At 76.0% G+C, this 8,275-nt stretch carries 7 protein-coding genes and 1 tRNA gene; 4 read left to right on the forward strand and 4 right to left on the reverse strand.

The genetic code is table 11. The features are described 5' to 3' along the window. Positions 1-118 precede the first annotated feature (118 nt). Complete coding sequence (locus tag AC07DW_RS17680) at positions 119-1,429, forward strand: extracellular catalytic domain type 1 short-chain-length polyhydroxyalkanoate depolymerase (protein ID WP_478858571.1); 1,311 nt, start codon at positions 119-121, stop codon at positions 1,427-1,429. Between the two features lie 129 nt (positions 1,430-1,558). Here the strand turns inward: AC07DW_RS17680 and AC07DW_RS17685 are convergent. Together AC07DW_RS17685 and AC07DW_RS17690 are read right to left on the reverse strand one after the other, a co-directional pair. After that, positions 1,559-1,632 (reverse strand) — tRNA-Pro (locus AC07DW_RS17685). A gap of 53 nt (positions 1,633-1,685) precedes the next feature. After that, positions 1,686-4,352, reverse strand: a complete 2,667-nt coding sequence (locus AC07DW_RS17690) for an ATP-binding protein (RefSeq protein ID WP_478858572.1) — start codon at positions 4,350-4,352, stop codon at positions 1,686-1,688. Between the two features lie 124 nt (positions 4,353-4,476). Between AC07DW_RS17690 and AC07DW_RS17695 the strand changes: the two genes are divergently transcribed. Beyond that, the gene (locus AC07DW_RS17695) at positions 4,477-4,947 is read left to right on the forward strand and encodes a DUF309 domain-containing protein (protein ID WP_478858573.1); all 471 of its coding nucleotides are present in this window, start codon (positions 4,477-4,479) and stop codon (positions 4,945-4,947) included. A 324-nt stretch (positions 4,948-5,271) separates the two neighbouring features. Here the strand turns inward: AC07DW_RS17695 and AC07DW_RS17700 are convergent, their stop codons facing one another. Then, positions 5,272-5,892 (reverse strand): TetR/AcrR family transcriptional regulator, encoded by a 621-nt coding sequence (locus AC07DW_RS17700; protein WP_478858574.1) that lies wholly within the window; start codon positions 5,890-5,892, stop codon positions 5,272-5,274. 159 nt (positions 5,893-6,051) lie between these two features. Here AC07DW_RS17700 and AC07DW_RS17705 point away from each other — a divergent pair, with 159 nt between their 5' ends. Further along, positions 6,052-6,828 (forward strand): phosphatase PAP2 family protein, encoded by a 777-nt coding sequence (locus AC07DW_RS17705; RefSeq protein ID WP_478858575.1) that lies wholly within the window; start codon positions 6,052-6,054, stop codon positions 6,826-6,828. After that, positions 6,825-7,694, forward strand: coding sequence for a DMT family transporter (locus tag AC07DW_RS17710; RefSeq protein WP_478858576.1), 870 nt, complete (start codon positions 6,825-6,827; stop codon positions 7,692-7,694). Before AC07DW_RS17705 ends, AC07DW_RS17710 begins: the two co-directional genes overlap by 4 nt. Here AC07DW_RS17710 and AC07DW_RS17715 read toward each other — a convergent pair. Next, positions 7,684-8,052, reverse strand: a complete 369-nt coding sequence (locus AC07DW_RS17715) for a DUF488 domain-containing protein (protein ID WP_478858577.1) — start codon at positions 8,050-8,052, stop codon at positions 7,684-7,686. The genes AC07DW_RS17710 and AC07DW_RS17715 overlap by 11 nt on opposite strands. Positions 8,053-8,275: the final 223 nt, after the last annotated feature.

The following is an 8,275-nucleotide window of genomic DNA, read 5'->3' on the forward strand; positions in this document are numbered from 1 at the left end:
CCCCCCCCCCCCCCCCCCCCCCCCCCCCCCCCCCCCCCCCCCCCCCCCCCCCGCCCTCCCCCCCCCCCCCCCCCCCCCCCCCCCCCCCCCCCCCGCGCCCGGGCAAGGAAGGATCCCGATGTCCGACGACCCGACTCGAAAGACGTCCGCCGGGAGGCGGTCACGGAAAACCTCGTTCACCGCGGCGGCGGTCACCGTCCTGTCCCTCCTCGCGGGGCTGCTTCTCGCCGTCGCCGCGCCCCCCGCCTCGGCGGCCACGCTCACCGAGGTGACGAACTTCGGCGCCAATCCGAGCAGTCTGCGCATGCACCTGTACGTACCGGACACCGTGCGGCCCCGTCCCGCGGTACTGGTGGCGGTGCACTACTGCACGGGATCCGGCCCGGCCTTCCACGCGGGCACGGAGTTCGCCCCGCTGGCCGACCGGTACGGCTTCATCGTCGTCTACCCGTCGGCCACCAGGAGCGGCAACTGCTTCGACGTCTCCTCGCCGCAGGCCCTCCGGCGCGACGGGGGCAGCGACCCCGTGGGCATCAGGTCCATGATCGAACACGTACGGCAGCACTACGGCGCCGACCCCGCGCGGACGTACGTCACCGGCGCCTCCTCGGGCGCCATGATGACCAACGTGCTGCTCGGCAACTACCCGGACGTCTTCCGGGCCGGCGCGGCCTTCATGGGCGTACCGCACTCCTGCTTCGCCACCACCGACGGATCGGGCTGGAACAGCGCCTGCGCGAACGGCACCGTCGACCGCACCCCCCGGGAGTGGGGCGACCTGGTCCGCGCCGCCCACCCCGGGTACACCGGGCCACGGCCCCGGATGCAGATCTGGCACGGCACCGAGGACAGCACCCTGCGGTACCCGAACTTCACCGAGCAGATCGACCAGTGGACCGACGTCCACGGCGTGAGCCGGACGCCCACCGCGACGGACCGCCCCCAGGCCGACTGGACCCGCACGCGCTACGGCGGCACCGGAGCCCAGGCCCCCGTCGAGGCCATCAGCGTCCAGGGCGCCGGCCACACCCTGCCGGCCGGCGGCATGGCGGCGCGGGTCATCACGTTCTTCGGGCTGGACGGCACCACCACCCCGCCGGACCACACTCCCGGGGCATGTCACGTGGCCTACACGAGCAGCGCCTGGAACACCGGCCTCACCGCCACCATCACCCTCACCAACACCGGCGGCGCGCCCCTCACGTCCTGGTCGCTCGTCTTCACCCTGCCCGCCGGGCAGACCGTCACCTCCGGCTGGGGCGCGACCTACAGCCCGGCGGACGGCACCGTGACCGCGACGAACGCCCCCTACAACGCCGCGCTTCCGGCCGGGGCGAGCGTTCGGTTCGGCTTCCAGGCCCGCCACACCGGCGACACCGGCCGCCCGACGGCCTTCACGCTGAACGGAACGGCCTGCGCCACCTCTTGACCGGCCGCTCCCTCCCGTGACCGGTGCCCCGCCGGTTCCCCTGCACGCACCCGCCGCGCGCACCCGCGCAACGGCAGGAGGCCGTGGCGGACATCTCCGCCACGGCCTCCGAGCTGCGTTCTCACACAGTCGGGACGACAGGATTTGAACCTGCGACCCCTTGACCCCCAGTCAAGTGCGCTACCAAGCTGCGCCACGTCCCGATGCGCGGGTGCCTCGGCTGATGCCGGGGTGAGCGCGCAGGGAAAAGATTACCTCACTCCGGGGCGGGGTCCGTGTCGCGGGTGAGGCGGGCGCGGTCGTCGAGGGCGCGGGCGGCGAGCGCGTCGGCGCCGCAGGCGCCGGCCAGGGCGGCGGCGCGGGTGAGTTCCCCGGGGCTGCGTACGGCCAGGGCGTACTCGTGGACGGCCTGTGCGTGTTCATAGGCGGACGGGGAGGCCGCCAGGTGGCGGACCGCCTGGGCCAGGAGCGGGACGGCCTCCTCGGGGCGGGCGAACAGGGCGGCGCAGCGGAACGCTTCGCCGATGGCCGTGTCGGTGCCGAAGCGCTCGGCCTGCACACGGGCGCGGGTGGCGAGGCGGGCCGCGCGGGTGGCGTCGTCGGTGGCCAGGGCCCGGGCGAGGTCGCAGGCCCAGGGGGCCCAGAGGCCGTTGTGCCGGGCGCGGGCCTCGAGGGCGCGGCCGGCCGCCTCCAGCCCGGTGACCGCTTCCCCGGTACGGCCCTCGGCGAGGAGCAGGCGGGCGTGGACGCAGGGGCCGTCCGGCAGGATCATGGCGCTCGGCCACGGTGGACCGAAGCGGTGGCGGGTGGCGACGTCGCGTGCCTCGGCGACCCGGCCGCGGGCGAGCAGGGTGTCGATGAGCAGACAGGCGGCGTCCCACTGGACGGGGAGTCCGCTGCCGACGCGGCCGGCGAGGCGGAGGCCCTCGCGCAGGAAGCCCTCGGCTTCGACCAGCGCGCCGCGGCGGCGGTGGGCGAGGCCGAGGAGGGTGTGCGCGAAGGCGAGGTGGGCGCCCCTCCAGCCGGAGATCTCGTAGGCGCGTACGGCTTCCTCGAACAGGGCCAGGGCCCGGTCGGGCCGGTCGGTGAAGGCGTAGGCGACACCCACCACGGCGGGGGTCTCGAAGCCCCACTCGGTGTCGGTCCAGCCCAGGCCGTGGGCCGGGCGGCCGTCGACGAGGGCACGGTCGCAGAGGTGGAGGACGTGTTCCGCGTCCTCGCCGCGCAGCATGGCGTCGAAGGCCCGCAGCGACAGCAGGGCCCGTTCGGCGTTGTCGGCGCCGGGGAGGTGGTCGGCGAGCTCGGCGAGGCGGCGGGAGCGGCCGGCCCCGTCCTCCTCGGTGGCCCGGAACGCCTCGTACATGAAGTGGGCCGCTCGCAGACGGGTGCGTGAGGGCCCCTCGGGTGCGCGGGCGGCTTCGGTGGCGACGCAATGGGCGGCCTCGCGCAGCTGGTCGTTGTGGGCGAGGGCCTGGGCGAGGCGGCAGGTGGCGTCGGTGCGCAGGTCGCCGTCGAGTCCGGGGAGGGCGAGGGCGGAGCGGAGGTGGCGGACGGTGGCGGCGGGCGAGGTCAGGAGGGCGGCGCAGCCGAGTTCGTACAGCACCCGTGCGTACACGTGGGGCGGCGGGGGTTCCTGGAGGGCGCGTTCCAGGCAGCGGCGGGCGGCGTCCGGGGCGCCGACGGCCAGGTGCTCGCGGGCGGCCTCGCGCAACTGGGCGACGACTTCCTCGTCGTCGTCCGGATGGATCTCCAGCAGGTGGCGGGAGGCGGCCGCGGCGCCGAGACCGGCGCCGGCGACGGCCCAGGCGGCCCGGCCGTGCAGGGCGGTGCGGGTGGCGGGCGGAATGGAGCGGTATATGGCGGAGGCGACGAGCGGGTGGGCGAACTCCAGCGGCTCGGAGCCGGTGACGATACGGGCCTCCCGGAGCCGTTCGGCGCAGTCGGCGGCCTCCGCGGCGGTCATCCCGGCGAGGGAGGCGGCCAGGCCGCGCGTGATGCCGGTGCCCAGCACGGCGGCGGCCCGGGCGAGCCGGGTGGGGCCGGTGCCGAGGCGCTCCAGCCGGGCGACGAGACCGCTGTCTCGCGAGGAGGCGCCGAGGTCGCGCAGCCGGCCCACCGACCGTTCGACGGGGTCGAGCATCCGGTCCTGGACCTTGGCGAGCAGTTCGACGGTTTCGTACGGGTTGCCGCCGGTCACCGTCCAGACCTCACGGCAGAACGGGTCGTCCGCCCGGTCGCCGAGGGTGGCGCGGGCCAGTTCGGCGGTCGCTCCGGGGCTGAAGGGGTGCAGGGTGACCCGCAGCCGGGCGGCGTCCCCGAGGCGGTCGAGCAGGCGGGCCGCGCCGGGCGGCGGATCGGCGCGGTGGGCGAGGACGACCAGCAGGGGCAGGCCGGGCAGGCTCACCGCCAGCGACGCGAGCCACGCCAGCGACTCGCCGTCCGCCCAGTGCGCGTCGTCGACGAGCAGGACGAGGGGCCGGTCCCGGTGGCACTCGGCGAGGCGGGCGGCGAACCGGTCCAGGCCGTCGCGCACGCCCTGGGGGTCGGCCGCCCGCCCGCCGGGGGCCGCGAGGCCGAGGGCGGGGGCGGCGACCTCGTACCAGTCGCCGAGCAGGCGCCGGACCCCGTCGTCGGTGAGGTCGGCCAGCACCGGACGCAGCAGTTGCCGTACGAGGTGGAAGGGCACCGAGGTGACGGTCTCGCCGCCGCACGCGCCGCTGACGGTGCACCGGTCCCCGGCGACGCGGCGGACCGCCGCGAGCAGGGCCGTCCTGCCGATCCCGGCCTCGCCCCGGTAGATCAGCAGGCCGCCGGTGGCGGCCGGGCCGCACAGGGCCTGCACGGCGCGGGCGGCTGCGGCGAGCTCGGGCTGCCGCTCCAACAGCGGTACGGCAAGCCGGTGTTCCGGCCGGGACGGCAGCATCGCCCTCCCTCCCCACGAGTACCCCATCGAGTCCCCACACTCCGTGGCAAGCCGAGCGTAACCCGGTCCCCCGGTCGGCGGACATGGTGGGGACGCCACCCGCCGGACGGGTGACAATTGGGGCGTGAACAGGACGCGGAGGGACCGGGACGAGGAGGGCCGGGCGCGCAACGCGCGCCCCCGGGACGGGCTGGGGCGCCCCCTGCCGTACGGCGAGGCGGGGGTGGAACGGCAGCCCGAAGGGGTGGTGCGCACCCCGGACGAGTCCGTACGGGAGGCGCAGCGGCTGCTGGACCGGGGGATGCCCTTCCACGCCCACGAGGTCCTGGAGGATGCCTGGAAGTCCGCCCCCGAGGAGGAACGGGAGCTGTGGCGGGGTCTGGCGCAGCTGGCGGTCGGCCTGACCCATGCCGCCCGGGGCAACACGGCGGGCGGGGCCCGGCTGCTGCTGCGGGGCGCGGACCGGATCGGGGCGTTCGGCCATCGTCCCTACGGGATCGACGTGGCCGGCCTGGTGGCCTGGGCGCGGTCGCTGGCGGAGCGGCTGGACGGTCCGGTGGACGCGTCGGCCCGGGCGCCGAGGCTCCTCGGCTGAGCGCCGGCCCGGGGCGGGGGACGGGAGGACGCTCTCGCCGGTGGCTGCGACGTGACGTGGCGGGTCCGGGGCGAGCGGTGCGGCAGGGTGGGGGCATCACGACGTCGTGCCCCCGGCGGGCCGAGGCCGGCGGTCGGACGCGGGGCGGGGCGGCCGTGCTGTGCCGTGGCCGAAGGCGACATGGCGGAGGTGGGGGTGGTGAGCGACCGGTGACGTCGAGGGTGTAGCGGATCTCGTCACGGTGGGCGGGCGTACGCGACGAACAGCGCGCGGTCCGTCCGTGGTGCCCGGAGGCGCGGCGCCGGGGAGACGGCGGGGCGGCCGTCAGACGTCCGAGGGACCGAGCCCCAGGGCCGGGAGGATCACGGCTTCGACGTACGCCGGCAGCGCGTCCTCCTGGCCGAACCGGTCGTCGAAGAGCCGCTCGATGCGCAGGATGCCCAGGAGGCCGGGGGCGACGAAGGCGATGGCCGGGTTGTCGGCGGCGATCTCCCCGCGCTCGACACCGCGCCGGAGCATCGCGTCGAGGGCGGCGACCTCGGGGTTGATGACCGTCTCGCGCAGCGCCCGGCGCAGGTCGGGGTGCTGGAGGTAGGCCTGCCCGACGGCCTCCATCAGTTCGGTGTCGTGGCCGCGGCGTCCCGCGGCGGCCAGGGCGGCCGCGCGCAGGTCGCCCGCCAGGGAGCCGGTGTCGATACCGGTGAACAGGCTGCACCTGCTCCTGGCGAGGGCGGCCGTCACCAGCTGGGACTTGGTCTTCCACTGGCGGTAGAGGGTGGCTTTACCGCACTTCGTGCGGGCGGCGACACCCTCCATGGTCACGGCGTCGTAGCCCCGCTCCCGCAGCAGGTCGAGCACGGCCCCGTACAGCTCCAGCTCGCGCTCCGGGCTGATCCTGCTGCGGCGCGTGCCGGTCCGGGCGGCCGTGGCGGCCTGCGTGGACATCGGTTCCTCCACGGAAAGGACGGGGTGCCTTCTTGCACGTACGAGATTACGTGGTGCTCAATCGAGACGCAAACGTATCGATACGCTTGCGTCTCGATAAAATCAGATCTACGCTTTCACTCGTTTGCTTCCGTTTTGATCTGCGAATGAGGCCGGGAAATGGCTGCCGGGACCGCCGGGACACGTCATGCCGAGCCGGAGACGACCGATGCCCCACGGCCGCCCCTGGTACGCGAACTGGTGCTGGTGACAGCGCTGTTCCTCGTCTACAAGCTCGGCCGGTCGCTGGCGAACGGGCATGAGGCCCGGGCCTTCGGCAACGCGGACCGCGTGTGGGACCTGGAGCGGGCCGTACACCTGCCGGGCGAGGGCTGGGTGCAGGACGTGGTCCTGGACGGCGGGACCCTCGTGCACGCCGCCAACGCGTACTACGCCTGGGTCCACTTCCCCGCCACGGTCGCCTTCCTGGGCTGGCTCTACTGGCGCCGCCCCGGCCACTACGTCTGGGCGCGCCGCGCGCTGGCGCTGCTGACCGCCGCCGCCCTCGCGCTCCACCTGCTGGTGCCGCTGGCGCCGCCCCGGATGCTGGCGGAGGCCGGGCTCGTCGACACCGCGCGGGTCTACGGGCCGTCCGTGTACGGCGCCACGCCCGCCACGGACGGCATGGCCAACCAGTTCGCAGCGATGCCGTCGCTCCACTTCGGGTGGGCGCTGATGGTGGCGATCGGGCTGATCGCCGCCACGCGCGGCCGGTGGCGGGCCCTGTGGCTGCTGCACCCCCTGGTCACCCTCCTGGTGATCGTCGGTACGGCCAACCACTACTGGCTGGACGCCGTGGTGGCCACGGTGCTGCTGGCCGCCGCCCTCGCGCTGGTCCGGCTGCCCGAGGCCGCCCGGTGGCTGTCGCCGGCCCGGCTGTGGGCGGTGCCGCGATGAGGGCCACGCTGTTCGCCCTGCTGCTCTCGCTGGCCTCCGCGGCCGGGTACGCCCTGGCGGCGGTCGCCCAGGCGCGGCTGGCCTCGGGCGGCGCGGGCACCAGGGCGCTGCTCGCCCGGCCGCTGTGGTGGTGGGCGGTCGGGCTGAACGCGGCGGGCGCGCTCACCCACGTCGCGGCGCTGCACTACGGGCCGCTCACCCTGGTCCAGCCGCTCGGCGCGCTGACCCTGGTCGCCGCGCTGCCCGTGGGGGCGTACTACGAGCGGCGGCGGGTGACCCGGCTGGAGTGGCGCGGCGCGCTGTGGACGCTGGGCGGGCTGCTGGGCCTGGTCGCGGTGGTGGGCCCGGCGACGCCGGGTGACGCGTTGTCGCTGCCCGAGGCCCTGTCGGTGGCCGCGGTGACGGCGGCGGGCATCGCCGTGCTGGTACGCCGCGGGGGCCGCGGCCTGGGTCTGGCGACCGCCTCGGGCGTGGCGTCGGGCGTGGCGTCGGCGCTGACGCAGACGGTCACGGCGTCGCTGGCGCGGGAGCTGCCCGGCGGGCCGATGACCTGGTGGCAGACGGCGTTGCTGGCGGTGCTGGTGTCGGTGTTCGCCACGGGCGGGCTGCTGCTGTCGCAGGCGGCGTTCCGGGGCGGGCTGGCTGCGCCGCTCGCGGTGGTGAACCTGGCGAACCCGGCGGTGGCGGCCGTCATCGGGGTGGCGCTGCTGGGCGAGACGTTCCGGGCGGGCCCGGTCGGGTGGCTGGTGGCGGCGGCCTCGGGGGCGGTGGCGGCGCGCGGGGTGCTCCTGCTGACGGCCGGTCATCCGGCGCCCGTGCCCGCGCCCCGGGCCGCGGAGGCCGACCCCCGTCCGGTCACCCCGTGAGCAGCTCCAGGAGCACGGCCGCGTGGCTGCGGTCGGGGTCCTTGGAGGCGGTGAGCAGGGTGAGCGGTCCCGCGCGGGCGAGTTCGCGCAGCCGGCCGAGCGCCTCGGCGGCCTCCCGTCCGGCGAGTTCGGCCTCGTAACGCCGTCGGAACTCCTCGTACGCGTCGCCGTCCGCGGCGTGGTACCAGCGGCGGAGCCCGGTGGACGGGGTGAGGGACTTGGGCCATTGGTCGACGTGCGCGTCCGCCTTGGACAGGCCGCGCGGCCAGAGGCGGTCGACCAGGACCCGTACGCCGTCCCCGGGTCCGGCCGGGTCGTAGACGCGGCGGATCCGCGGGCGGGAGGCGGCTCGTGTCACGGTTTCAGCCGGTTCTCGTGATGGGGCCGGTCCTCGCGGTTCCGGGCCGGCTCTCGCGGTTGCGGGCTGGTCGCGCCGCGCGGCTGCCGGCGGCGGACCGCCGGGGCGTGCGGCGCGGGGGGGGGGGGGGGGGAGGGGCGGAGCCCCCCACCCCCCCCCCCACGGTACACGCGCCCACCAGAACTAGAGGTTTCCGACGTGGTGCGACCCCTCTGGGTGGTTT

Source organism: Streptomyces sp. NPDC045701, from assembly GCF_056432045.1.